This is a genomic window from Vibrio jasicida 090810c, from assembly GCF_002887615.1.
Classification (GTDB): Bacteria; Pseudomonadota; Gammaproteobacteria; order Enterobacterales; family Vibrionaceae; genus Vibrio; species Vibrio jasicida.
In genome coordinates this window covers 541,027-564,685 of record NZ_CP025792.1, presented here as the reverse complement: position 1 = coordinate 564,685, position 23,659 = coordinate 541,027, and the positions used below count along the sequence as shown (strand labels likewise).

Below are 23,659 nucleotides of genomic sequence, written 5' to 3'. Positions count from 1 at the left end.
TTTATCATTGTTGTCTTGATGACTTTGAAAGCGGTGTTAATTCTCAGGCTAGAGCATTAAATTCGCTAAAGCTAATTAAGTAATTTCTAAACCCATGAAATGGACGCTCTGTTCGCGCTTGCTCAATAAGAAATATTTTAAGGTTTTAACCTGATCTTTCTCGGGAAAAGTCTGATTTCATGAAGTTGATTTTTACAATTGCTGGGAAATAAAAGTAATAAACAAAGTGGTTGAAATGCAAACATAAGGGAAAGGTATGAAAATAAATAAGGTCAGTATAGGGTTAAGTGTCGCTTGCGGATTATTATTCACGGGCGTTACTCACGCTCAGGTTATTCCGTTCAATAATAATCAGCCGACTAATGACTTACAGGGTGATTTTGAGGCGATGGTCATTTATGCGCAAAACATCACGGTTCCTCATCACAACGATAAAGGCGATCCTAGGCCGCACCTCACTGCATTGCGTGATACTTTGCTGCTTGTTAAACCTGTCGAACACGTACTGAACTCGACGCAAGTGAAAGTGATTGGGCGCGATGTTAAAGGTGAGCAATTAGGTGTGCTGTCACTGAACCCACCAGAGCAACTTCCGAGTCACGATGGTTCAAACCTCGATATTACGTATGCGCAAGATATGTGGTCAGTGGCACTGCCAGCGACTTGGATACAGCCCGGCCTTACTCTAGAGCTCCTGAATGGAAGCACATCAGGCGTCCTCTCCGGTTTGGATATTGGTGCGCCGAACGAATTGCTGATAAACACGATGGATTTAGGGATGTTAACCAATCCAAGGGGGCGTTTTTACTTCGCAGATAATCCTGAAAGACATAGAGACTACTTCCAAAAAATTCCGGTAAGCAAGTTGATCGTTAACCCGTACGAAACAGTGAAACTCAATAAAGTGATGCTGCCAGATGGTCGCTTGTTAACCGAGTTAGACCCGAGCACGGGCACTTGGCACAAAGGGGATATGCGTGCGTATACCACCAAGATTCTGATGTCGCACGGCATCAACCTAGCAAACTATGGCATCAACTCTTCGACAGCGATCTCAGAGAGAGCACACCCATATACGGCGAATCAAATTACAGCGATTGCCGCAGTAGGGCGTTATCAAAATGGCGTGGTTGCTCACGGTGGCAGTGGTGGCAACGGTATGGTAACTATCGACTCATCGTTAGGTAATGAATGGAGTCACGAAGTCGGACATAACTTTGGCCTTGGGCACTGGCCGGGCGGCACGGATGGCACAACGCATCGGTCATCTACAGACATAAACTCTGCATGGGGTTGGGATCAATTCCAACAGCGTTTTATTGCTAACTTCATGTGGAGCAAGCGTAATGGTCAGGATCAGGTTTGTTGTACCGACGGCATAGGAATCCCAGCTTTCGAAGGCTATAAGTTCAACAGAGATGCAATGGGGGGCGGTGAGCCAACTTCACCGATTTCCAAATACACTCTGCACACTCCGTTTGTACTAGAAAAGATTCAGACCTTTATGGAGAAAAAGGCGACATTTGATGAAGCATCGTCGACTGGCTTTAGTAAATGGAACGATGAAACGAAAACGATGCAAGAGTTTGAACAACCAGCGCTCTTGTTGGCCAAATCTATCGCCTCGCAATCTCAACTAAATACGATTAAAGACGACACGGTAGGTTCTGTGTTGTTGGGTTACATCAATGACTTTGATATCACAAAGGTAGAAACGGGAGACGGCCGTTGGATTCGCGATGTTTACTTGCCGAGTGCTGCAAATGTTGTCGCGGGTAAAGTGGTGAACGTCGCACGTTACTCTGGGTATGGCGTGACAGTTCATATTAATGGCCAATCGGTGAATTTGAATCGTGGTGACAGCAAGTTTTACATCAGCGACGGTAAAGGTTGGCAAGAAACCAGTGAAGCGCAGGTAGCGGAAAATAACCCGACACGTGTCCCTACGGATAGCGGTGTCGCTGTCACAACACTTGTTGGTTATTACGACCCTCAGCAAACACTTAACAGCTATATTTTCCCAGCGTTACATGGTGCGTATGGCTTTGTTTATCAGCCGACTCCGGCAGAGATCCTAAACACAAATGGATGTTATGTCAGGGTGTATAACGGTAGAAACTACCAAACGGATAACTACCAATTGGTTGGATTCCGTTATGACGATAACGTGATGAACAAGTTCCACATCAACCTCAAGCAATCGGATGCACCGACAAGAGCAGAAGTTGTCTGCGATAACACGGTGTTGAGTTCGTTAGACATTGAGAAACCAAAGCAAGACCTCAAAGTCTCTATTGTTCAGTCTGATTCCTTAACCGACTCCACTCCAACGGAGAATAGCGCACCTGTTGCTCATGCTGGTGAAGATCAGTCTGTACTGTCAGGCGCAACCATTACGCTATCTGCAAACCAGTCGACGGATGCCGATGGTGATGAGTTAACCTACATGTGGAAGCAAATCTCGGGTTTACCTGCGACCATTCAGTCGCCCGACAAAGTTAACACCAGTGTCATTTTGCCTGACTCGAACAAAGCGGAGTCGTACGTTTTTTCCGTCACGGTCTCCGATGGAAAAGCAAGTTCTGAAGATACGGTGATGATTAGTGCTCAGCCTCAAGCAAACCAAAATCAAGCGCCACAAGTGTCTCTCCCGCAAAGCATGGAGGCAAAATCTGGTGCAGTTATTGAGATTACCGCTACGGCATCGGACCAAGATGGTGATGTGCTTTCATATCAATGGCACACATCGGGCCTAGCTTATCTGCCTGTATCAGTAGGCACTATTCGTCTGACGGCTCCAGAAGTCACGGTCGATAGCCAATTTACGGTTCGTGTGATCGTCACTGATCCAGCAGGGGAAAGTGCCAGTTCAAGCACGATTGTGAAAGTTAAAGCCAACAACAATTCCTGCAGCATCAGTGATCCAAATGCCGCGAACTACGCTGTATGGTCTGCAAGCAAACCGTACTCGGGTGGTGATCTTGTCAGCCACAAGCAGCTCGTTTGGAAGGCAAAATACTGGAGCCAGAACAATCAACCTGATAACAGCGATGCTTGGGAGCTCGTCAGCGATGTAGCGCTGCCGTGGTCTACTCAAAAAGCCTACTCCGGCGGTGATCAAGTGACGTACAACGGCGTTAAGTATGAGGCGAAGTGGTGGACGCGTGGTGATCAGCCGGATACATCAAGTGTATGGAAGAATGCTGGCGTAGCATGTCCATGATGCTTTTCCGTCGTTAATTTGTCGGGAGAACTGCCTCCCGACTTGTCTTTCTCATTATCAATAAATGATCTTTTCAATTGCCGAGGCCAATGCCTTTGGGCAAGGGCACGTTGTACTTGCCAGTCAGGTAAACGCTAGGAAACAAGGAGAAAAATATGATTAAACCAAAATTGAAGTTACTTGCTTTAGCACTATCGTGTTTCAGTGCTGTTCCGCAAGCCGCTCTAGCTGATGTTCATATCGGAAAAGAGTTCCAGATTGAAGTGATGAGTGACGCCTCAAGGGTGGCATATACCGCAGAAGAACTGGGGTTAGATACACCCGCGCTTATCGCGGTCGAAGTCCTTAATGATGCTCATCAGCGTGTTGGGCTACTGCATATTGAAAGCCCTTTATACTTGCAGTTTGAAGAATTTGAAGAGCAAACGGGTGAATTTGTCGCGGCTCATGAAAAGTGGTTTGAGCAGGGAATAGTGAGTTTAGATCATGCTCAGCAAGCGACATTAGAGAAAGGAAGTTCTGTTCGCTTCTACAGTTTAAATGAGGCTGGCGAAGTTATTGAACTGCTCATGGTGCAACCAAAGCGTTTGGCTTCCCTTCGAACACGTAGTGTTTCCACATCTGCCTACAAATTTATTGATAATGGGTCTCCAAATGAAAAAATCGACTTAGTTTTGTTGGGAGATGGGTATACCGCTGGAGAGAAAGAAAAATTCCGAAGCGATGCAAAACTGATTACCGATGGTTTTTTTGCTAAGTCACCTTATAGTGATTACCGAGACTATTTCAATGTTTGGTTAATCGAAAAAGCTAGCCAGCAATCAGGTATCGGTATTGGTTCTCCACTCGACGGCAGCGCGTTTAAAACCTATTTCCCTGACAGTTCAAGCCGATTGTTGCTACTCAAAGATCGTTTTGTTTCGTTGAATGAAGCTAAGGCTGTCCTGCCTGAATCCGCGACCGAGATTTTTCTTGTTGTCTCCAATACAGAAAAATACGGTGGAGTAGGTTACGGAAATGTCGCAACCATGTCGACCCACAGCAGTGCGGTTGGACTTGCCTTACATGAAGTGGGTCATACCTTCGGTAAGCTTGCGGACGAATACAGTTATGGTAACTGTAATCTGAACGGTGAACCCTCTGCAAAAAATGTCACGATGCAAACAAGCAATGTGAAATGGTCGCATTGGATGGTACATGATCATGAGGTTGGTCTGTTCGAAGGTGCGCAATACTGTGCGACTGGAAAATATCGTCCGACCAAAAACTCCTTGATGCGTGCTTTAGGAACAAACCTTGAATTTGGCTCAGTGAATAGCGAAGCCTTGATCCTTAAAATGTATGAGACGATCAACCCAGTTGCTTCAGTTTCTCCTTCTTTGAGTACCATCGCATTAGAAAGCGAACGAGTTTTCAGTGTATCGACACCGATTCCGACTAACAGAGTGGTTATTCAATGGTCCTTAAATGGAGACGTTCTTTTAGAAGGTGATCAGGCTGCAATAACGGTAAACCCAACAAACCTCGATTCTGGAAGCCATGTTCTAAAAGTAGTCGTGAAAGACACAACTGAAAAAGTGAAACGTGACCCGAGTAATCGTCTTATCAGTGAACGTCAGTGGCAACTGAATGTCGCTGATGATCCTCAGCCAGAGCCCCAAAACCGTTATCGTTACGCACGCTTTGTTATTGATTCAGAGATTAAAGGACAAGACTTTGCTTCTGCGGCAGAACTGACTTTTGTTGACCAAACTGGCAGCACAGTGTCTCCGGCGAACATGAAAATTGTCTCGGTTTCTAGCCAAGAAACTCAATATGCACGTCCGGCAAGCAATGCCATTGATGGTGACCCTGACACATTTTGGCATTCACGTTGGAGTCAATCTCCTGTGGGTAAAGCTCCACACGAAATCATCATCGACTTAGGTCAAAGCGTCGCGTTATCCCGAGTTGAATATCTACCGCGACAAGATGGCAACGTAAATGGTACGGCCAAAGATTACAGACTGTACCTTAGTAATACCGTTGGGCAATGGGCATCACCGGTGGATAGCGGCTCGTTTGCACCGAATACGGAAGAAAAGGTGATGTTGGTGGAGTCAAAAGGTGAGGAAAACCAAGCGCCTAACGCTATTGTTTCTCGCTCGCAAGGTGAATTGACAGGATCGGGAACCGTGATGTTAATAGGTGAAAAGTCTAATGATCCTGATGGTGACGGTTTAGTGTATCAATGGCAGCAGACTTCTCCTAAATCTCCCCTCGCAGTTATTGAATCTCCTAAAGAAGCAAACACCCAAGTGCGGTTTGCTGGCAGTACGAGTGAAGTCACTTATCGATTTACCTTAACCGTCAGCGATGGTGAGCTTTCGGACTCTGCAGAAGCAGTGATTACGCAGAAAGCGGAAGCGACTCAATCAAGTCCAAAATGGGACGCAGGTAAAACATACGCAACGCCGTGTGAACGCGTTTCTTGGAAAGAGAATGAATGGGAAAACCAGTGGTGGACTCAAGGCACGGAGCCGGGCTCGGATGGAACATGGGGTGTTTGGCGAAAAGTTAATACTTCGAACAATCAGTGTTCTTAAATGCAATGTTGCAAGAAACCTAAATTAGAAATACTAGCCATAAATTACGTATTTCATGGAATCTCATAAGGGTGAAAACATGAATAATTACAAGAGATTATTTCTTTTCGTCTTGCCTATTGCGCTGCATTTACCAGCCAATGCATCTCAAAGTGAAACTTACATTGTCCTCCTAGATGATGCGAGTTCACCAAAGAAAATGACGCGAAGTACACAGGTTAATTCTGTCAAAGAAAAAGCAAATCAAGTATTGCAACGTTTGGCGAACGTGCCTGAATCGGTTCACACACGTTCGTCCCGAACTCATGCCCCCATTTTGGCTGATAGTCTCTACCAAAATCTCAATAGCTTCTCTGTAAAACTATCGACAGGTCAAGCCGAGAAGCTAAAAGAGATGACGGAGGTTAAAGGTGTTTATCCAGACGTTATCTTTAGCGCGGACGGTGTACATCGCCAGAATTCACAACGAGTCGCTTCTTGGGGATTGGATCGTTCTGACCAACGTGAGCTGCCTTTGGATGGAGAATACGAAGTAGGACCATACACCGGAAAAGGCGTATCAATCTATGTTATCGACTCAGGTATCGATTTTTCTCATCCGGATTTTGGGGGGCGTGCTCAATCTGGTTGGGACTTTGTTGATAACGACAGCGATGCTTCTGATTGCCATGGCCACGGCACTCACGTTGCGGGCACAGCCGCTGGGCGTCAATATGGTATCGCGCCGGGAGCGGATATTTATTCTGTGAGAGTCTTGAATTGTGAGAACAAAGGTTGGGGAAGCCAGATCCTTAACTCTTTTGATTGGGTCATTGAACATGCTAAGCAACAAGGTCAGCCAGCTGTCATCAACTACAGTATTTCTCGAAGTACTCGTTGGGCTCCACTCGACCAAGCGGTTGATAGGCTTATTACTGAATACAACCTGCCATTTGTACACGCGGCGGCGAACAATAACACCGATGCCTGTACCAAAACACCTCATTCTGAATACTCAATAACAGTTGGGGCATCCACCAACGACGATTACCGTTGGTATAGCTCTAACTGGGGGGAGTGTGTCACGTTGTTTGCTCCAGGAGCAAACATTATTTCCGCCCGCAACCATGGTGGTTATCAATCAATGTCCGGTACCTCAATGGCAGCACCACATGTAGCTGGTCAAGTTGCACGATTGCTAGAAGTGAATCCTAAAGCATCGCCGAGTGAGCTAAAACGCTTGCTGATAGAAAATAGCACGGCAAATGCTCTGTACAACGTGGGCGACGGTTCGCCAAATCGTTTGTTGTACGTCAAGGGTGACGACAGTACAGACGTAAACCAACCTCCAATAGCTGTTGCAACAAGTAACCAATATGAGCTGACAGGTGCTGGGACGATAAGTTTAACTGGGGATGCTTCCAGCGCTCCGGATGGCGACCAATTGATGTATAAATGGCAGCAACTCGCTCCTTCAAGCCCTCTTGCTATTATTGCATCACCTTCCGCCTCGAAGACGAATGTAGGCTTTGATGAACATGGGGCGGACATTACTTACCGCTTCTTATTAACGGTCAATGATGGCGTGACTTCTGATTCTACAGAAGTGAGAGTGGTGCAAAAAGCACAACCTACCACTCCCAACGGTGTTCAATGGGAGTCGAGCAAAACTTACGCTTCTCCTTGTGAGCGTGTCTCGTGGAAAGGGAGTGAATGGGAAAACCAGTGGTGGACAGTCGGTAACGAACCGGGCGCTGGTGGCGCATGGGGTGTGTGGCGAAAAGTTGGAGATTCGAACAATCGATGTGGATGAACAGTTAACACTTGCTCTGGTTTAAGAGGGTTTTTCAGAGATAAGGCGCCTCATTTTTACTTACAGAAGCGTATTTATTACCGATAACTTATCAATTTTTATAGAATTTAATCATTCTGTTTATCGTAGGAAAAATCAGACAGAAACCTTTATTTTCAACGTATTAATGATTTTTCACACAATAATTTTGCGATTCTCGTAGGCATTCCGTTAGAAAAGTTCTGTCGTATGCTATCCAGACCACAGGAAGTATTTGCAAGAATTCTCGCTAACGCTAGTTAAGATGTTGGTCGGGAAATCGTAATGAAAGATAAAATGGAAACGTATTGGGTTCAGCTTGTTGATAAAGCAAGTACGGCATCCGATCTGTCGGATTTGACTCGCTCGAGACTGCGAGGGTGTATAGGGAAGTATGGATTGCGTTACAAGGTGGAAGGGGGTGTATTGAGTGAACATCGCTACAACCGTAAAAACCTGGTGAACAGCATGGAAGGTGAAGCCGAAACTTCACCATCCTAAGCTTGTCTTTATTTTGAGCGGCTCTTCGTTTGCTCCAGCGCGATATGAGTTGCATCATTGCTGGTCAGCATTTGATACGGCCTTAGGTCAAAGAGTGGCATAATAGAGTAGATGTGATCAAACAAGTCCGCCTGAACGCCTTCGTAATAAGCCCAGTCGGTATTATTCGTGAACGCATAAACTTGGATTGGAATCCCTTCGGGTGTCGGCTCTAACTGCCTCACCATAATTAACATGTATTGATGGATGTCCTTGTTCGCTTTCAAATAAGCATTCACGTACGCACGGAACATTCCTAAATTGGTCATTTGACGAAGGTTACCCAACGCAGGTTCCTCGCTCATTTCATCATTGTAGTCATTGATCTCACGAGACTTTTCGTAAATGTACTGACGTAGAATTCGAATGTTCTTGAGCTTTTCGATTTCTTGCTCAGATAAAAATCGAATTGAGGTGACATCAATATTGACGGCACGTTTGATGCGTCGACCGCCGGAGTCGGACATGCCTTGCCAGTTAATGAATGCATTTTGAACCAGTGCGTAAGCGGGCAGCATACTAACGGTATTGTCGAAGTTTCGTACTTTTACTGTCGTTAATGAAATCTCTTCTACCGTACCGTTGGCGCCGTATGAGTCCATCTGAATCCAATCATTCAAGCTGATCATGCGGTTTGCAGAAAGCTGAATACCCGCGACAAATCCTAATATCGTGTCTTTAAACACTAGCATGACAAAACCTGTCGCGACCCCCAATCCAGAGAGGAAGATAACAGGGGATTCATTGGCCAATATCGACATCGATACGACAACACCTACAAAGAAGGTAAAGAGCTTAATAAGCTGAACAAAGCTCTTGATCGGCATTTTTCTCGTAATGCCTTTAAAGGTGGCAATGTCATTCAAGGCATCAAGTAGGGCGAAAATCATCCAAATAAAGATGACCAAAATCGAAATACTTAAAATGCGGTCAAAGATGTTGGCTAACCAGCCATAATGACCAACGGCTAATGGAATAAAGACATCCAAAACCATAATTGGAATCAGCAGTGAGAGTTTTTCTAAAACATCGTATTTCGTAAAGCTGTCTGCCAAGGGTTTATTGGTTTTTTGCAACACATTGTTGGCAGAGCGAACGATAAGGTGGTGAACAATCAAATAACTGATCGCAGCAGCAGCGAGGCTCGACAAAATAAAGACACTGGTGAGCTCTATTCCGTATGGATCGCTATTGATGCCGACGGCACTCAGCTTTTCTGAAATGAAAGTGCGAATATGATGATCGAGCAAAATGTCATCCTCAAAACGGGCCTGAAAACTGGGAGTGAGAATCTCAAAACAAAAAATCAAGCAGCAAGCGTTAGAAAGCCGCCAATCCTACTCCCCATCTCTTTGTTTTGCACTGCTTTAATCTAACAATCGTGAATCTTATTATTCAAAAATAGTGTATAGGCGATGATGTGATACGGGTTTAACATCCAATTCTGCAAACGGGACACGTATTTCTGTTAAGTCTGTGAACTCTCTACGGTTTTATTAGACTAGACTGAAAAGGCGGCTTGCGTTTAATTTAAGAGGCATTCAATGGAAAATTCTAATCAATCACAACAACCGACTTTTTTGTCTAAAGGCTGGAAGTACTTCGTCATTGTCGGCGTCATTATCTCATTAATGGGCGTTGGAGCCATGAGTTTGCCTGTTTTGGCTGGCGTGACGATCTCGACCATTGTTGGTGCGGTTCTGTTGTTCAGTGGTCTGGTTCAGGCATACCACACGTTTTCCATTAACGTTTGGAAAGAGAAACTTTGGTACGTCTTAAGTGCCGTTTTATATATTGTTGGCGGTTTGTTTATCCTATTTAAGCCACTAGCAGGCTTAGTAACCATTACAATGTTGATGGTGATTGTGATGATCTTAAACGGTTTGACTCGTATCTTCTTTGGTTTGAGCAACCGGAGCCTACCAAGCAGCAACGTGATTGTATTCAGTGGCGTAATTTCAGTGCTTATCGGTGGTTATTTCTTCATGTTGCTCGATGATCCTGCATTCTCAACTACGCTATTGGGTACATTTGTGGGTATCTCGCTACTGATTGAAGGCATCAGCTTCATCTTTATGGGCTTACAAATGAAAAAGCTTTCCCAATAAAGGCACTATCTAGCGCTAAAACTTTGTGAAATAGAGAATGCCTGCCGATTCGGTGGGCATTTTTTATGGATGGAATCGGGCAGAGAATCACACAGATACGCTATGCATTGATATAAAAGTCACCTAAAGTAGGGCATCACCACAATAAATTGCAGGGAAGGCAATGACGCACAAAGTATTTTGGGATGACCCGTATCAAGTTAAGTTGGAATCTACCGTATGTCGCGTAGACGGACCTTGTATCGAGCTAGAAGAAACCATCTTTTACGCCGAGTCTGGTGGTCAAGAAAGCGATGTAGGCACCATCGGTGGTATCCAAGTGATAAAGGCGGAGAAGCAAGGTCTATCCATTGTTTATACACTGGAACGTGAGCCGAACTTTGAAGCTGGCGTAGTCGTGACAACTCAGATTGATTGGGCGCGTCGTTATGCTTTGATGAAACTGCACTTTGCCGCGGAAGTGATTCTTGAAGTCGTGACTCAGCGCTTTCCTGAGATGACCAAGGTGGGAGCGCACATTTCTGCCGACAAAAGCCGGATTGATTTTGAATGGCACGAGAGCGTTAAACCATTGCTGCCAGAACTGCAACAACAAGCTCAAAGTGTTATTGATTCTCACGCTGACATCATTAGTGATTTTTCTGATACCAGCGAACAGCGCCGCTACTGGAAAGTTGAGGGTTTCGCACAAGTTCCGTGTGGCGGCACTCATTTAAAGAACACTTCGGAAGTTGGGCGCATTCAACTTAAACGAAAGAACATCGGCAAGGGTAAAGAGCGCATCGAAATCAACCTAGTAGAAGAGTGATGCTCAGCTCAACAACAGAGTAGGCTGTTGTATCGTGGCAATAGGCTTCGCTGTTTCGTTCACACTTCTTCACATCCGCTCGTCATCATCTTCCATCCTCTCTTACTGTTTAACCAAAGGTTATTAATAGACAAGGAGAGGGTTTTGAAACCGATTCAAACCGCAGTGATTGCACTTTCATTGGTGTTTAGCTCTGTATGGGCAGACACTCAATTGCCAGATTCAGTAGAGGCTGACGTAGTCCTAAAGACGACAACCAGTTGGGATGGCACTACGTTGCCTGAATACCCCAAAGGTCAACCGGAAGTCACCATTTTAAAAATTACCGTCCCCAAGGGCGTGCAGCTTCCCATGCACCAACATCCTGTCATTAATGCAGGCATTGTGCTGAAAGGGGAAATCACTGTCACGAAAAAGAATGAAGAGAAGATCGTACTGAAAGCCGGAGATGCAATTGCGGAAGTCGTCGACCAATGGCATTTTGGCGCAAATACGGGTGATGAGCCGGTAGAGATTTTGGTGTTTTACGCTGGTGTGAAAGATAAGCCGATAACGGTGAAGTGAAGCATGCAGAATCAAAAAGCCCGAGCATAATGAACTGACCCCCCATAGTTGGACACTAATTATTGGGGGTCTTTTTATGTCCAAATATAGCCGCGAGCTAAAATGTGTCATTGCTAAACAATGCTTAAATGGTACGTCATCTAGTTATTTAGAAAAGCAATATTCAGTTTCTTCGAGACAGATTCGGTATTGGGCCCAAGTTTTTGCTATCCATGGTGCAGCTTCATTTTTACCAACTAAACATGCTGTTTCTGCTCAAACAAAGCTAAAAGCATTAAATTTAATGTGGACGAATGACTGGTCTCTTTCGCACACTAGCGCAGTATTTAACCTCTCGTCCCCTGGGATACTATCTGTCTGGCTCAAAAGATTTAACGAGCTCGGTATCAAAGGGCTCAAAATTCGCCAGAAAGGAAGACCTTCAATGAAACAGCAGCCTCAACGTACCACTAAACCAGATAATGAAATGACACTTGAGGAGCTAAGAGAGGAGTTGATCTACTTACGAACTGAGAATGCTGTTCTAAAAAAGTTGGAAGAGTTGGAGCAAGAAAAGAACCGTCGAACAAAGAAAAAGCGGTCATAGCTCTAACTCTTAAAGGTAAGTACCCACTGAAGCACCTGTTGCAAACTCTGCAACTGGCGAAAAGTGTCTTTTATTATCAGGCTCAAGCGAGCAAGCGTACTGATAGTTACGAAAGTGAACTGCGGTTGATAAAGTCAATTTATCATGGGCATAAGGGGCGATACGGCTACCGCCGTATTCACTTGGAACTAAAAAAGCGAGGCTTCATGTTGAATCACAAGACGGTTCAAAGGCTTATGGCTCAGCTAAACCTTAAATCAACGGTCAGGATTAAAAAGTACCGTTCATATCGAGGTGAGTCTGGAAGAACAGCTCCCAACATACTTGAAAGAGATTTTAGTGCGTCCCAGCCAGATGAAAAGTGGGTAACTGACGTTACGGAGTTCAAAGTCAAAGAGCAGAAAGTGTACTTGTCTCCGGTTGTCGACTTGTTTACTCAAGAGGTGGTTGCTTATAGAGTAGCTAAAAATGCCTGTTTGCCGCTTGTCATTGATATGTTGACGGAAGCGATATCAAAGCTTAGACCGAACTCAAAGCCAATTATACATAGCGATCAAGGTTGGCAATATCGGCATCGACAATATCAGCAAAAAATCGAAGAGAGTGGGTTAATACAAAGTATGTCGAGAAGAGGTAACTGCTTGGATAATGCTGTTGCAGAAAACTTTTTTGCTTTACTTAAAACAGAGATGTATCACAACCAGAGCTTTGAAGATGCAGATACTCTGATAGAGCAAATTAAAGAATACATCGAGTACTACAATACCAAACGTATAAAGGTGAAGCTAAAAGGCCTGACTCCGATAGAGTATCGAACTCAGGCCTTGAAAGCCGCTTAACAGAAATGTCCAACTTTACGGGGTCACTTCATAAACTCGGGCTTTTTGTTTCTCCGTTGCAGAGCGTTATGACTCACAAGGCTTTGCGTTATTGATGCTGCGTTTTTGTTTGAACGACATCACCAGTTGCGGAACGAGTGACATCAGGATCATGCCTAGCATTAGGCTGTATTGAACGGGAGTGAAGCTTTCGCCCATCAATACTAAACCAGAAACAATGCCAGCAACTGGGTTTGCTATACCACCGAAGGTAAAGTCCACCACCGACATGCGTTGCAATAGCCACACGTACATGCCATAACCAAGCGCGGTGTTGAGTACGATAACCCACAATAAACCACCGACGTTTCTCAATGATGCGTTTTGTAGGGCGCTCACATACGGCTCTGGATCAAAGCTAGCGAAGATGACTGCGGCGATAGAAAGAATGATACCGCCTAAAATGAGCTGCCACGTTAGAACCGTCCACCAGTGCATTCTTGTCCCTAGAGACTTAGTGACGCTACTGCCGATAACGATACACATGATTGCAGATAGCATTGCGATTAAGCCAATAGGGTTAAGTGTGATCGAACTAGGGTCAAACAGGAACCACGCCAGTGCAATCAGCGCTGCGCCGCTTATCCCTTGAATCAAACTTGGTTGTCGCTTGTACACAACCCAACCAAATAACATGGCGAACACAGGTACAGAAATCATACCCACTCCAGAAATCGCAGAAGGCAAGGTCAACGCCATAACAAAGATGAGTCCGAAGAAGAGGGCGATATTGATTGTGCCGAGTACCAGTAAGATCTTCCAATCTTGTTTCTTTGGTAATGTTGGTTTGATAGCAAGCAACAAAAGGCCAGCCGGCAAAGCGCGCAGGGCGCCAAGCAACACTGGCGGCCAGTCTGGCAAAGTAAATTGTGTCACGGCGTAAGTGGTGCCCCAAAAAAAACGCCGGAATCATCGCGAGTAAAATGTTCATGTTAAATATCTTTACGTTGAGATAATTTATTGTAAAGGTACGCTCGAGATGGCTTTTTGTAAAGTATCTTTATGTTAAAATAAATTCGTAAATCAAAATGTCTTTGGAGATGAAAGGGTAATGGACGCAATTGACAGAGTGGTAAGCCAGTGGGCTAAGGAAAAGCCGGAGCTCGACACCGAACCGATGGCGATCATGGGGCGTTTGATGAGAATCGCAAAGCACATGGAGAACCACGTCGCCGAGCTGCACAAACGTTACGACCTCAAAATGGGCGAGTTTGATGTATTAGCAACGCTGCGACGCCGTGGTCAGCCATATCGTTTAACGCCATCGGAGCTGATTTCATCCATGATGCTGACGTCCGGTGCCATGACAAATAGGCTTGATAAGCTAGAGAAGAAAGGTCTGATTGCACGTGAGCACAGTAAAGAAGACCGCCGCAGCGTCACTGTCGAACTCACAGAAAAAGGTTTCGAGCTGATTGATTCTCTGATAGAGCAACACCTTCAAGCGCAACATGAGCTGATGGGGTCTTTGAGTAGTGCAGAAAAAGGGCAGGTTAGTCAGGCGTTAAAGCTTCTATTACCGCAGTATGAGTAGAAGCAAGTCATGGGTTTGAAAGAGGATTACTGAAGAATATTAAAGAGTTAGAGCAATTTCTTGATACTTTCATGTGTGCAGAAAGCAGCTTTCCATTTGGCCCTGATATCTTGTTGTTTAGTTGAAACTGGAAGGTAAAGTTTCACTCCCAGTAAATGGACTAATGATTCACATCTGTGCAAGTTTGACTTAATGATTAATGCCCTTATTAATCAATTTTTGAGTTTGGTCGAGTACGGTAACTGTTGCAGGTTCAGGAACCGAGCCTGCATTATGATTTAATGCTAGCAATAAAGTTAGCGCCGAAGCGCATAATATAACTAGCCAAATGACAGTGTAAAAGGTACGTTTTTTGGTAATAAAGCGGTCGTTAGCCAAATAATGCTTGTCATTAGACAAGATTCTTTTGATGTCATCTTCTGTTAGAGCATTTCGGTACACCTCTTTACTCGCATCATACATTTCTTTGAATCTCTTTTGTTCGGTGCATGATTCGTAAAAGGCTAGAGCGAATAAGCAAGTGAACATGAAAAGTGCAAACGCAATTATCGTTACAAACAAAGGAGAACCAACAAAAGCAAATAGCTCTGATATTGAAGTTAAATCGTTACCTTTACTAAAAATACGGAATAGAAGAGTTGATACGACAAATGTAGAGATTGTCCAGACACCCGTTTTTATTGAGTTAGCTATCTTTTCGGCAATATCACTAGCTTTCTGAGACGTTGCAAATACTTGTTCTGCTAGTTTATTGGTAGAGTCGATATAGCTCTTAACATCCTCTTTTTGTGAAAGTTCAAAGCTCGAACCCGCAGATATCAAGACTTGATTATCAGTCAGAAGTACGTCATCAACATAGAGTGGAATTATGTTTCTCGCGATACCTAGTTTGTCACTGGAGCGTCCTGAGCTATATATCCAAAGGTATAGTTGCCATAAGGAATCTGCGTTTATGTGTTTAAGTGAGGCAATATCGTGTTCAGTGGACAGGTCCTTTATACCGTTAAGAAAATAAGACACAAGACTGTTGGATATGTAAGTTCTATTTGCAACGAAGCTAAGCAAGCTGACATTTAAGAGGGCATTGAATGCTTCGTAGATTGTGCGCAGACTCTTGTGAGGTGCCGATTCAAACTTAAAATGGTCAGGAATCCATGGCCATGTAGATGCATTCGCAAAACTACATTGTCTATCACGTATCTTAACGACGTCATTACATCTCTTAATGCTAAAGCTGTCTTTTTTGATAAAAGTAGCTAAAGCTGATACGGGTACGAAATGAAAATAGTCAGTTTTGCTATATGTCATGTCTTCGTGTACAGCGAAAATGCAACTATTAATGTTGTTGGCATAAAAATGTTTAACAAACTGATTGTTCAATTCTTCTAAACTCAGTGATTCTATGTAGTTAGACAGTGATGACATTGAGTAAATGTGAGTTAAAAAAGAGTTTTCACTAGAAAGATTTGCTTGCTTCTTATGAATCTCAATTTGAATTGAAACGATGTCATCAACCTCACAAGAGCGAATCTTATCTAATAGTTTGTCATGAGCACTTTCAAATTTTTCTGCGCTCATTGTGTTGCTTAATTGAGTTGAATCTGCTCCTTCATACTCATAGAACCTAACGATAATTTTATCTTGATGGCTTGCATAACTTTTCAGTAAATCAGTTAACTTACTGGCGTCTTCAAGGTTAACTTCATTTAAACGAGCAGACGCGCAAAAACGGGTGAAGCCTTCCTCTGACTTATCCCATTGTTCGATAGGTTTACTCCAAATCCTTTTAAGTTCATTTAGTAGCATTAATTACTTTCACTGTCTTTTTTAAAGTGATCATAGCCAACTTCGGAAAATATTATTATACCTTTTCTGCCGTCTTCTTCATGAGGTATTATCGTCTCTTCTAAGCCTAGAACACCGTCAGTCAAATTTAACTCGATACCATCAGATAAAGCTATCGGAAGTTTTCGGCGTTTAGCGTTTATGTCTTCCATATTGACTCTAAACTGACCATCAAAACCATCTTTAGACTTGGAAGGGTGTTTTTGTAAGTCGGAGACTAATGATTTTGTATCAAAATCGCGATTCAATGGGACGTGTTTTGCGAAAATTTCTTCAATAAGCTCTTGATATGAAACTACATCATTACTTTTGTTACGCAAGTAGGTAAGTAAATGGTTTCTTAGCATCAAGTGATCAGCTTTATACCCTTTATTCTTTACCTTTGTAGTTAAGGTCTTATCTATTGCTTTGAATGCATTGAATGTATTCAACCGATCTTCACGAAGGGGAGCTACACCCAAGAAGTTTACCCAGAATGCTAGTGTCCTTGATACATACAATTCCTGTTTGTCATTTTCTGAAAATGTTATTACTGCTGTGTTTAACGCTCGTTTTTCAGCCGGCAAACCAAACTGATGCTCAAAATCTTCAACACTTGCAAACTCTTCTTGTTCCATTTTTATTAGTACAAGGACATCAACGTCGTTGTCGGTAGGTTTATAGTGAATGAGCAGTAAACTGCCAGGGGTTACCTTTCGGCCCATACGTTCAACAGATTTTTGAGAGATTTGTTGACTGCTGATTAAGTATCCGGTCATCAACTCGCAAAATACTGTCCAATAGTCAGCATTACTTAGATATGTCAAAAACTCTTTTTTTACATCTGAATCGTTTTGAAAAACATATTGCTGAGTGCTGCCGTTCTCAACCACTTTTTCTAGAGCAGTAGCAGCAAAATCTCGAAAATTCTCTCTAGAGTTTTGTTTTTCTACAAATTTGGCGTAGGTGCCATTTTCGATTGACAAGTGATAACAACTACAGTTGATAAAATGCATGAAAGATTACCTTATCTCATTGGTAGCAAAGGATTTATTGCATTGTACCTAATAGATAATATAGGTGTAATCAAGCATTTGCATAGTGTGACTCTTCATATTCAGAAATCATACAACCATGCTCGTTTTTGAAAATCGGTTGTTTACATGTAACGAATCTGTACAGTGAGGTATTTTAGTTTCTAGTATGTTTCAAAAGAGCTCTTCTAAGGTGGTTGCTAAACTAACGAAAGTGCAGCGTATTTCATTGGGATATCGGTAACATAGTTTGTGCTTGATCACAGATACTTTGTTTATTATCAATATCTTCGGACAAAAACTCGCACCTTTAACTCGTACCAACTATACAAATGTTATATCGATGTTAAAGGTGAAGTTATGCGTGAACTCTCTGAATGGTTAGAAGCCTACGGTGAAAGCCATCAAAACCCAATCAATCAAAAGATTCATAAAGTGGCGGTGCCGGGTATCTTTTTATCCGTAGTTGGGTTGATTTGGTCTATTCCGCAAATTCCTTTGTTTGGATTCAATCTCAATTGGGTGTGGGTCGTTGCTTTACCCGCGTGGATCTTCTACTTCCGGTTGTCTCTCAGCGTATTCATGATGATGATTGGTTACACCGTTGCATGTATCGGCCTGATCTGGTCGATGGACATACTCGGTTGGCCAGTTTTACAGATTTCGATGCTACTGTTTGGTGTGCTTTGGATTTTCCAGTTTATCGGACACAAGATTGAAGGGAAGAAACCATCGTTTTTTGAAGACGTTCAGTTTTTACTGATTGGTCCTATTTGGGTGTTTCGTAAGCATTAACGTAGGAGTGTTAGAGCGTTAATGCTTATCGGCCTTTAGCTTAAAGTTACTTGTTTATCTGAGTAATTATGTTGTTTAGTTTGGTTATGTTTTCGACGAGCTCATGCATGTTCTCCTCTCCAACTTGATTGCAAAATTCTTCTGCGTAAGCTTTATGAAAAGGAGTGATCTTTGATAAAACTTCATATCCTTTGGATGTTGGACGAAGCAATTTAGCTTTCTGGTGTGAAGGATTCTCAATGGTTTCTAGAAGACCGTCGTCTATGAGTTGATTGCTTGTTCTTTGAACGCTCTGGCGTGTAATACCCATCTTGCGAGCGACTTCTGCTTGGGTAAAAGGGTGGTTTTCCACTGCACCTAATATTTGCCAGCGTGTTGCAGTTAAGTTTGCTTGTGTTGCGATATGTTCAGCGATGGCAAGGAAATGTCCATTAAGTTCGAATATAGAAAGCGCTAGTGTACTTAGGTCTTGTTTGGCATCACGCATTGCTTTTCACCTCACCGAGCAATTCAAAGAATCCGTTGATGTCTCGTTGATAAAATAGCTTTTCCCATGAATTTAATGTTTTTTCTGAGTATAGATTCAAAGTTTTAAATATCTCGATCGCAAAAGCTACAGGCTCGATACCACTTGCAGTAATAACACGATTGCAGGTAACGGCAGGCGCATTAACGTAGTATTTGCTACCGGAGTAACCCGTCATCTCCATAAACTCCTTGGAGTTACTTGTATGTGACCTCTCGTCTAACAGGCCTTCTTTGGCTAAAGCTGCCGTTGCGCCGCATATGGCAGCAATAGATTTGTTTTGTTCGATGAATAGTCTTGCTTTTTGAATGAAATCGCTGATACCTCCGATAGCCGCATTATCAGAGCCACACAATATTAACATTTCGCTGTCGAGTGGATTCAATTCTTCCAAAGTCAAATCAGGAAGCATTGTGATACCACCTTTAGATTTTACGGAGTTTTTGTCCCTACCTACTGTTTTGACCTCGTAACTGTGATTGTCTTGTTGAAACTCTGGAGAATTTATATGCGCTATCACGTAGCCAAACTCCCAGTCAGAAATTCCTTCGTATATTGCGAGGTGAACGATTCTTTTCATGACTTTTCCTCTAAAATGGTAACGCCTAAAATAATGACAGCGTGTTGTCATCATTTCAAGGTTTATGATAAATTCAAATTTAAAGCTATAAATTATGGGGAATGTACATGAGTGCAGAAGATCATTTTCAGGGCCAGTTTGAAGTTGAATTGAAATACCGAGTGAAATACAAGCGAGCGTTTTTAACCGCGCTAAGCAGCTTACAACACGAGGTGATGTTCGAAGATAACCAAGAATCAGATTGGTTTTACGATACACCTGATCGCAAACTAACCAATGAAAACAAAAGCTTGGTGATTCGGGAAATTGAGCCATCTGGCATTAAGCTTTGGATTGTTAAAGGTCCGGAAGAAGATCGTTGCGAAGCGACAGACATCACCAAGTCTCACGCAGCAAAAAGCATGTTGGAGAACATGGGCTACGAGGTCATTCTTCATACTAAGAAGACTCGCAGTATCTACTTTGTCGGTGAATTTCATATCACGCTTGATCACCTTGAAGGTATCGGTTATTTCGCAGAATTCGCGATCATGACTGACGATGAAAGCGCATTAGGACGCTACAAACAAAAACTGCAAGCACTAGCAGGCATGTTTGGTTTGGATGAGTCCAACCGAGAATTGCGCTCTTACAAACAAATGTGGACCGCTCAGTAAAATCCCCGTCATTTCTTATTGGTCTGACAAGCAACGCCCTCCAATCGCACTATGATTAAAGTAGTGCGAGCTTGCCGTCTCGCACCAACATTCCATTTCGCAGACTGATGGTGACAATGTCACTTAAACGGAGGGGGAAATGTACAACCGCGAGCACAAATACGTGTATTGGCGAGAAGAGCGCAAGAAAGGCAAATGGCACTACATAATGAAGTCTTTCTTGATGATTTGCTGTGCGTTGTTGGTTGGCAAGGTTATAGGCTTGTTTATCTTTGGTGAGCTGCAAACGGTAAGGGATATTACCGATCAGTTTCCTGCCGATGTTTTCATCATGATGCTGGTGGGCTTCCCCATTAGCGTTATTGGTTGGTATCACGAAGAGTCGAAATTCTTCCGAGCCTTAAAGCGCCGAAATAAGAAATTTAAAGCGCGCTTGGAAAATCGCAAGAAAACAAACAAGCCAGTTTAGAAAGATGCCGCAAGATTCGAACTTTGCGGCATTTTTGATTTTTGTTCGCATTTCCAATTGTGGCTCGAATCCCTTTATCTTCGCCCATGTTCCTTCGCTAATAATTTCTTACTTTCTTTCTTGGATGACGCATGAATTTCATGACTTTTGGCAAGCCTTTCTTATCCTCACTCTGCTAAATTTCAACCAAGAACATCCCCCTCAACAGGAATAATAATGGATAAGAAAACCATGTTGCACAGTCAAAAAGTCTACTTCTGTAATGATGAAGAGCTGGCGGCAATGCAAACCGAATGTCTTGAGACCTTATACGATTACAACCACACACGTCCTTCGGAATCAGAAAAGCGGGGCGAGATACTCGGGCGTCTGCTCGCGTCTGTAGGTGAGAATTGTTACATCGAACCGCCTTTAAGAGCGAACTGGGGCTGTCACACTTACTTTGGTGACAATGTTTACGCGAACTTCAATCTTACTTTGGTCGACGATACCTACATCTACATTGGGAATAGCGTGATGATTGGACCTAATGTAACCATTGCAACGGCAGGGCACCCAATCGATCCCGATTTGAGACGAGACGTCGCGCAGTTCAATATGCCGGTTCGAATTGGAGATAACGTATGGATTGGTGCAAACTCGGTGGTATTACCGGGTGTGACGATCGGAGAAAACTCGGTGATTGGCGCGGGCAGTATCGTAACTAAGGATATTCCTGCCAATGTGGTTGCCGTTGGTAACCCGTGTCGTGTGCTCAGAGAGGTCGGACAACACGATAAAGAGTACTATTTTAGAGATCGTAAGCTTGAACTAAATATGTTCAATGGTTAGTCTGAATCTTCTACCCGAATAGGAAAGTAAAATGATCATCCGCACAACCAACCTTTGGTGGCTCCTCCTTCTAATGCCAAGCAGTCGGTAGGTTGAGTTGTGCCTGGCTGCGAGTAGATGCAGCCAGAATGGTATTCTATCTCGTAGCCTTGTATGAACAGAAAATGTGTTATCAAGGAGAGACAATGAATACGGCATCCGAATCCAATCCACATTCAGAAAACAAGCCAACTAAGCCCTTCAAACAACCGATCAATTCGGTCACATTAGGCGTATTGTTTGCACTCGCGGGAACATTACTTTTTTCTATCAAGCCCATTTTCGTCAAAATGGCCTATCAGCATGGTGGTGATGCCGTTAGCATCATGACGCTGCGAGCGATGAGTTCATTGCCCGTGTATCTTTGTATTTTGTTTTGGATGCTGCGTAAATCTGAACATCGGACACAAGTGAAAAGCCACGGATTAAAAGCTGCGGCAATTGGTGTGTTGGGCTATTACTTAGCTAGCTATTTAGACATTACTGCACTTAACTATATTTCCGCTCAATTGGAGCGCTTGCTGCTTTTCCTATTTCCAACGTTTGTTGTGTTGATCATGTGGTTAACGCAAGCTCAAGTACCTAATCGTAATGTCATCATCGCGGCTTTGGTTGGTTATGTAGGCGTTGGATTGATTGTTGCCCACGACCTTTCTCAATATGGGGATCAGATATGGTTAGGTGGTGGATTAGCAGTCTTGTCTGCTTTTGTCTTTGCAGTTTACTTAGTGATGAGTAAAGGGAGTATCGCCAAGCTTGGTAGTACAATCTTTACTAGCATCGGGATGGGCAGTGCGGGTGTAGCGATTCTAGTTCACCTGGTTTTCAGCGACTTAGATCTACAAACATTGAGTCATGAACTTATCATCATTGGTGTATTACTTGGATTGTTTTGTACTGTGATTCCGTCTTATTTGATTGCGGCCGCGATGGCGAGGTTAAATCCGGCGCATTTAAGTTTGGTGAGCAATGTTGGCCCTGCAATGACTGCGCTTTGCGCGATTCTGATACTGGGTGAGTCTTTTACTTGGTTTCATGCCGTAGGGATGACTTTGACGATCCTCTCCGTGGTGATGATAAACCGAAACAAGTGATGTGTTGAGTGAGTAAATCAAGAGACTTCAAAGCAGAGCAGGTCGAGAACGTTCGACCTGCCTTGTAGTTAACTGACTAAGGTTAGAAGACGAAGTTAACCATGATGGTGTAAAGATTTGCTTCATCTTCCGGTGGTGTGTTAACAAACGCACCAGAGGCATTGCGATAAGCGTTGAAGTGTTGCCACTCTGCATTGAGTGAAATGTTGTAATGAACATCGTATCTCACACCGAACAGGTAACTGTCACCGACACGATGTTCGTGGTCATCAAACTGTTGGCCGTAAGTCACGTATGGTGTGAATCTGTTGAGATTATATGTCCCTTGAACGTACCAGGCAGAAGCGATGTCGTTGGTTTGGCCTTCAACGGTTAACGTTAGCGCATCAAACTCGTATTCTGCCCCAAGAGAAAACAGCTTGATGCTTTGGTCTTTAGCGTTCAGAGTTTGATCTGGCACTTGCACTACACCAACCCCTGGGATATTCGTAGTGAGGTTGGTAAGTTTCGTCTCTTGGTCGTAGTTGGAGTCTAAATAGGTAAAGTTCCAACGGTAGTAATCACCACTCAGAATGAAGTTAACGCCGTACATTTCATTGGTCTTGAACGTCAATTCGGTATTGGCGTTAAAGTCGACCGTGCTTTCATCATGGAAACCGATGAAAGGTGTCGTGGTTAACGTCATGCTGTCGTTCAAGTCGTAATTCCAAAGCACCGACAAACCATTGTAAGCGGTGATGCCTAAGATGCTGTCGTAAACCTCATTTGGTGGACGAGCAGGGGTAAAGGCATGTCCCACGTAGTAGTACTCCGAAGCGAGAAAGACAGGCATTCTTAAGCGACCACCTCGAAACTCAACGTTTCCATAGGTGTACGCCAAGTATGCCCATTCTAATTGCGGCTCACTCCAATGATCTTGTGGACGTTTCACCACTTGTGCAGAAGCTTTGAAAGCATCGTAAAAGAAGTCGAGTTGCACACCAAACGTTGTATCACAGTCGTAACAGTTTTCGTCATCGATAAAGCGATTGACCAGCAGTGGTGTCTCGTTATCGGATGTCGCCCACGAGGTTGAACCAAATCCGCTGAGTGATAAATTATCGGTAATTTCTATGGTTGCGAAGCTCGGAAAAGCCAGACCACTTAGTGCAATTGCGATGAGTGATTTCTTCATA

At 43.5% G+C, this 23,659-nt stretch carries 21 protein-coding genes and 2 pseudogenes; 16 read left to right on the top strand and 7 right to left on the bottom strand.

Annotation, left to right across the window (positions count from 1 at the left end):
- The first annotated feature begins 256 nt into the window (after positions 1-256).
- The 4 genes from C1S73_RS28180 to C1S73_RS02710 all read left to right on the top strand — a co-directional run bounded on the left by C1S73_RS28180 (position 257) and on the right by C1S73_RS02710 (position 8,119).
- Positions 257-3,223 carry a M66 family metalloprotease gene (locus tag C1S73_RS28180; protein ID WP_038871175.1) on the top strand — a complete coding sequence of 989 codons (2,967 nt, stop codon included), beginning with the start codon at positions 257-259 and terminating at the stop codon, positions 3,221-3,223.
- Between the two features lie 155 nt (positions 3,224-3,378).
- Entirely contained in the window at positions 3,379-5,808 is a 2,430-nt protein-coding gene (locus C1S73_RS02720; RefSeq protein WP_038871178.1) for a M64 family metallopeptidase, read from the top strand.
- A 79-nt stretch (positions 5,809-5,887) separates the two neighbouring features.
- A complete protein-coding gene (locus C1S73_RS02715) occupies positions 5,888-7,600 on the top strand; it encodes a S8 family serine peptidase (protein WP_038871198.1) in 1,713 nt (570 codons plus the stop codon).
- Positions 7,601-7,903: 303 nt separating this feature from the next.
- On the top strand, positions 7,904-8,119 hold the full coding sequence (locus C1S73_RS02710; protein WP_227740561.1) for a hypothetical protein: 216 nt from the start codon (positions 7,904-7,906) through the stop codon (positions 8,117-8,119).
- A gap of 8 nt (positions 8,120-8,127) precedes the next feature.
- On the opposite strand, the gene C1S73_RS02705 is transcribed toward C1S73_RS02710, so the two are convergent.
- Positions 8,128-9,408, bottom strand: a complete 1,281-nt coding sequence (locus C1S73_RS02705; RefSeq protein WP_038871181.1) for a mechanosensitive ion channel family protein — start codon at positions 9,406-9,408, stop codon at positions 8,128-8,130.
- Between the two features lie 294 nt (positions 9,409-9,702).
- Here C1S73_RS02705 and C1S73_RS02700 point away from each other — a divergent pair, with 294 nt between their 5' ends.
- From C1S73_RS02700 to C1S73_RS02680, 5 genes are all read left to right on the top strand, one after another.
- Positions 9,703-10,266: an HdeD family acid-resistance protein gene (locus C1S73_RS02700; RefSeq protein WP_038871184.1), complete on the top strand. Its 564-nt coding sequence runs from the start codon at positions 9,703-9,705 to the stop codon at positions 10,264-10,266.
- Between the two features lie 163 nt (positions 10,267-10,429).
- Entirely contained in the window at positions 10,430-11,074 is a 645-nt protein-coding gene (locus C1S73_RS02695; protein ID WP_038871187.1) for an alanyl-tRNA editing protein, read from the top strand.
- 144 nt (positions 11,075-11,218) lie between these two features.
- Positions 11,219-11,638, top strand: coding sequence for a cupin domain-containing protein (locus C1S73_RS02690; protein ID WP_038871190.1), 420 nt, complete (start codon positions 11,219-11,221; stop codon positions 11,636-11,638).
- Positions 11,639-11,714: 76 nt separating this feature from the next.
- The gene (locus C1S73_RS02685; protein WP_038873058.1) at positions 11,715-12,224 is read left to right on the top strand and encodes a helix-turn-helix domain-containing protein; all 510 of its coding nucleotides are present in this window, start codon (positions 11,715-11,717) and stop codon (positions 12,222-12,224) included.
- Positions 12,221-13,063 (top strand): IS3 family transposase, encoded by an 843-nt coding sequence (locus C1S73_RS02680; RefSeq protein WP_244179734.1) that lies wholly within the window; start codon positions 12,221-12,223, stop codon positions 13,061-13,063. Before C1S73_RS02685 ends, C1S73_RS02680 begins: the two co-directional genes overlap by 4 nt.
- Positions 13,064-13,129: 66 nt before the next feature.
- Here the strand turns inward: C1S73_RS02680 and C1S73_RS02675 are convergent.
- A pseudogene (locus C1S73_RS02675) lies at positions 13,130-14,033 on the bottom strand (DMT family transporter).
- 120 nt (positions 14,034-14,153) lie between these two features.
- On the opposite strand from C1S73_RS02675, the gene C1S73_RS02670 reads away from it, so the two are divergent.
- Positions 14,154-14,636: a MarR family winged helix-turn-helix transcriptional regulator gene (locus tag C1S73_RS02670; protein ID WP_038872599.1), complete on the top strand. Its 483-nt coding sequence runs from the start codon at positions 14,154-14,156 to the stop codon at positions 14,634-14,636.
- 29 nt (positions 14,637-14,665) lie between these two features.
- A pseudogene (locus C1S73_RS28075) lies at positions 14,666-14,755 on the top strand (MmcQ/YjbR family DNA-binding protein); the annotation flags it as partial.
- A gap of 70 nt (positions 14,756-14,825) precedes the next feature.
- On the opposite strand, the gene C1S73_RS02665 reads toward C1S73_RS28075, so the two are convergent.
- Both C1S73_RS02665 and C1S73_RS02660 read right to left on the bottom strand, forming a co-directional pair.
- Positions 14,826-16,442 (bottom strand): hypothetical protein, encoded by a 1,617-nt coding sequence (locus tag C1S73_RS02665; protein WP_038872600.1) that lies wholly within the window; start codon positions 16,440-16,442, stop codon positions 14,826-14,828.
- Positions 16,442-17,476: a nucleoid-associated protein gene (locus C1S73_RS02660; protein ID WP_038872603.1), complete on the bottom strand. Its 1,035-nt coding sequence runs from the start codon at positions 17,474-17,476 to the stop codon at positions 16,442-16,444. The genes C1S73_RS02665 and C1S73_RS02660 overlap by 1 nt, the downstream gene beginning before the upstream one ends.
- A gap of 378 nt (positions 17,477-17,854) precedes the next feature.
- Between C1S73_RS02660 and C1S73_RS02655 the strand changes: the two genes are divergently transcribed.
- Positions 17,855-18,289 carry an Mpo1 family 2-hydroxy fatty acid dioxygenase gene (locus tag C1S73_RS02655; protein ID WP_009706035.1) on the top strand — a complete coding sequence of 145 codons (435 nt, stop codon included), beginning with the start codon at positions 17,855-17,857 and terminating at the stop codon, positions 18,287-18,289.
- A gap of 46 nt (positions 18,290-18,335) precedes the next feature.
- On the opposite strand, the gene C1S73_RS02650 is transcribed toward C1S73_RS02655, so the two are convergent.
- Both C1S73_RS02650 and C1S73_RS02645 read right to left on the bottom strand, forming a co-directional pair.
- Complete coding sequence (locus C1S73_RS02650) at positions 18,336-18,776, bottom strand: MarR family winged helix-turn-helix transcriptional regulator (protein WP_038872606.1); 441 nt, start codon at positions 18,774-18,776, stop codon at positions 18,336-18,338.
- Positions 18,769-19,395, bottom strand: coding sequence for a DJ-1/PfpI family protein (locus tag C1S73_RS02645; RefSeq protein ID WP_050566734.1), 627 nt, complete (start codon positions 19,393-19,395; stop codon positions 18,769-18,771). Before C1S73_RS02645 ends, C1S73_RS02650 begins: the two co-directional genes overlap by 8 nt.
- A gap of 107 nt (positions 19,396-19,502) precedes the next feature.
- Between C1S73_RS02645 and cyaB the strand changes: the two genes are divergently transcribed.
- From cyaB to C1S73_RS02620, 4 genes are all read left to right on the top strand, one after another.
- Positions 19,503-20,051 carry a class IV adenylate cyclase gene (gene cyaB, locus C1S73_RS02640; RefSeq protein WP_038872609.1) on the top strand — a complete coding sequence of 183 codons (549 nt, stop codon included), beginning with the start codon at positions 19,503-19,505 and terminating at the stop codon, positions 20,049-20,051.
- Positions 20,052-20,190: 139 nt separating this feature from the next.
- Positions 20,191-20,520 (top strand): hypothetical protein, encoded by a 330-nt coding sequence (locus tag C1S73_RS02635; protein ID WP_038872612.1) that lies wholly within the window; start codon positions 20,191-20,193, stop codon positions 20,518-20,520.
- Positions 20,521-20,736: 216 nt separating this feature from the next.
- A complete protein-coding gene (locus C1S73_RS02625; protein ID WP_038872617.1) occupies positions 20,737-21,351 on the top strand; it encodes a sugar O-acetyltransferase in 615 nt (204 codons plus the stop codon).
- 185 nt (positions 21,352-21,536) lie between these two features.
- Positions 21,537-22,484 (top strand): DMT family transporter, encoded by a 948-nt coding sequence (locus C1S73_RS02620; protein ID WP_038872620.1) that lies wholly within the window; start codon positions 21,537-21,539, stop codon positions 22,482-22,484.
- An 82-nt stretch (positions 22,485-22,566) separates the two neighbouring features.
- Here the strand turns inward: C1S73_RS02620 and C1S73_RS02615 are convergent, their stop codons facing one another.
- Positions 22,567-23,658 carry a porin gene (locus C1S73_RS02615; protein ID WP_038872622.1) on the bottom strand — a complete coding sequence of 364 codons (1,092 nt, stop codon included), beginning with the start codon at positions 23,656-23,658 and terminating at the stop codon, positions 22,567-22,569.
- Between the last annotated feature and the right edge of the window lies 1 nt (position 23,659).

Coding starts and splice junctions, on each gene's coding strand:
- C1S73_RS02670 (WP_038872599.1), top strand. CDS start 14,154: ATGGACGCAATTGACAGAGTGGTAAGCCAGTGGGCTAAGGAAAAGCCG.
- C1S73_RS28180 (WP_038871175.1), top strand. CDS start 257: ATGAAAATAAATAAGGTCAGTATAGGGTTAAGTGTCGCTTGCGGATTA.
- C1S73_RS02710 (WP_227740561.1), top strand. CDS start 7,904: ATGAAAGATAAAATGGAAACGTATTGGGTTCAGCTTGTTGATAAAGCA.
- C1S73_RS02655 (WP_009706035.1), top strand. CDS start 17,855: ATGCGTGAACTCTCTGAATGGTTAGAAGCCTACGGTGAAAGCCATCAA.
- C1S73_RS02650 (WP_038872606.1), bottom strand. CDS start 18,776: ATGCGTGATGCCAAACAAGACCTAAGTACACTAGCGCTTTCTATATTC.
- C1S73_RS02645 (WP_050566734.1), bottom strand. CDS start 19,395: ATGAAAAGAATCGTTCACCTCGCAATATACGAAGGAATTTCTGACTGG.
- C1S73_RS02700 (WP_038871184.1), top strand. CDS start 9,703: ATGGAAAATTCTAATCAATCACAACAACCGACTTTTTTGTCTAAAGGC.
- C1S73_RS02715 (WP_038871198.1), top strand. CDS start 5,888: ATGAATAATTACAAGAGATTATTTCTTTTCGTCTTGCCTATTGCGCTG.
- C1S73_RS02625 (WP_038872617.1), top strand. CDS start 20,737: ATGGATAAGAAAACCATGTTGCACAGTCAAAAAGTCTACTTCTGTAAT.
- C1S73_RS02665 (WP_038872600.1), bottom strand. CDS start 16,442: ATGCTACTAAATGAACTTAAAAGGATTTGGAGTAAACCTATCGAACAA.
- C1S73_RS02695 (WP_038871187.1), top strand. CDS start 10,430: ATGACGCACAAAGTATTTTGGGATGACCCGTATCAAGTTAAGTTGGAA.
- C1S73_RS02720 (WP_038871178.1), top strand. CDS start 3,379: ATGATTAAACCAAAATTGAAGTTACTTGCTTTAGCACTATCGTGTTTC.
- C1S73_RS02615 (WP_038872622.1), bottom strand. CDS start 23,658: ATGAAGAAATCACTCATCGCAATTGCACTAAGTGGTCTGGCTTTTCCG.
- C1S73_RS02685 (WP_038873058.1), top strand. CDS start 11,715: ATGTCCAAATATAGCCGCGAGCTAAAATGTGTCATTGCTAAACAATGC.
- C1S73_RS02660 (WP_038872603.1), bottom strand. CDS start 17,476: ATGCATTTTATCAACTGTAGTTGTTATCACTTGTCAATCGAAAATGGC.
- C1S73_RS02620 (WP_038872620.1), top strand. CDS start 21,537: ATGAATACGGCATCCGAATCCAATCCACATTCAGAAAACAAGCCAACT.
- cyaB (WP_038872609.1), top strand. CDS start 19,503: ATGAGTGCAGAAGATCATTTTCAGGGCCAGTTTGAAGTTGAATTGAAA.
- C1S73_RS02635 (WP_038872612.1), top strand. CDS start 20,191: ATGTACAACCGCGAGCACAAATACGTGTATTGGCGAGAAGAGCGCAAG.